Source organism: Afipia sp. MLSD5-FHT05B12 (assembly GCF_058793355.1).
In genome coordinates, this window is the sequence record NZ_JBXAFS010000050.1 from 1 (window position 1) to 611 (window position 611).

The window sequence follows — 611 nt, forward strand, 5'->3', positions numbered from 1 at the left end:
GTCGGCGATCGGCTCATCATGGTCGATTCGGGTTCTGGTGTCGGACAGTGGCAAGCCAATGCAACCAATTTGCCGGCTAACATGAAGGCGGCCGGTATCGACCCAGGTAAGATCGATGCCATCCTGGTCTCGCATTTTCACCCCGATCATGTCTGGGGCTTGATGGAGAAGGGGACCAGCGCGCTTGTGTTCCCGAAAGCCGAACTGATTGTCAGCAGCACTGAATACAAATGGTGGACGGAAGAAGGCCGGGTCGACAAGTTGCCCGATGGCCGTAAGGCCGCCGGAAAGCGCATCGCCGAAAATTTCCCGAAATGGAAGAACTGGAAGCTCGTTGAAGACAACGCCGAGGTGGCTCCCGGGGTGCATGTCGTAGCAGCTCCAGGCCATACACCTGGTCATTCGGCATTCCTGGTTGCTTCCGGCAAACAGCAACTGATGGTGTCCAACGACGTCATGTATGTTCCAGCGTTGTTGGCGCCGCATCCCGATTGGCAGGGTGCCTATGATCAGGACGGTCCAACGGCGGTTGCCACGCGCCGGAAGCTCATTGATCGCGTCATTGCAGACAAGATGATGATCTGCGGTGCGCACTTCCCGTTCCCTGGCGC

The 611-nt window shown here is 57.8% G+C and carries 1 protein-coding gene; it reads left to right on the forward strand.

Features of this window, described 5'->3' with window-relative positions; translation table 11 throughout:
* Positions 1 to 611, forward strand: a 611-nt coding sequence (locus tag AC1Q6J_RS23160) for an MBL fold metallo-hydrolase (protein WP_492281483.1), incomplete at both ends; no start/stop codon positions are given.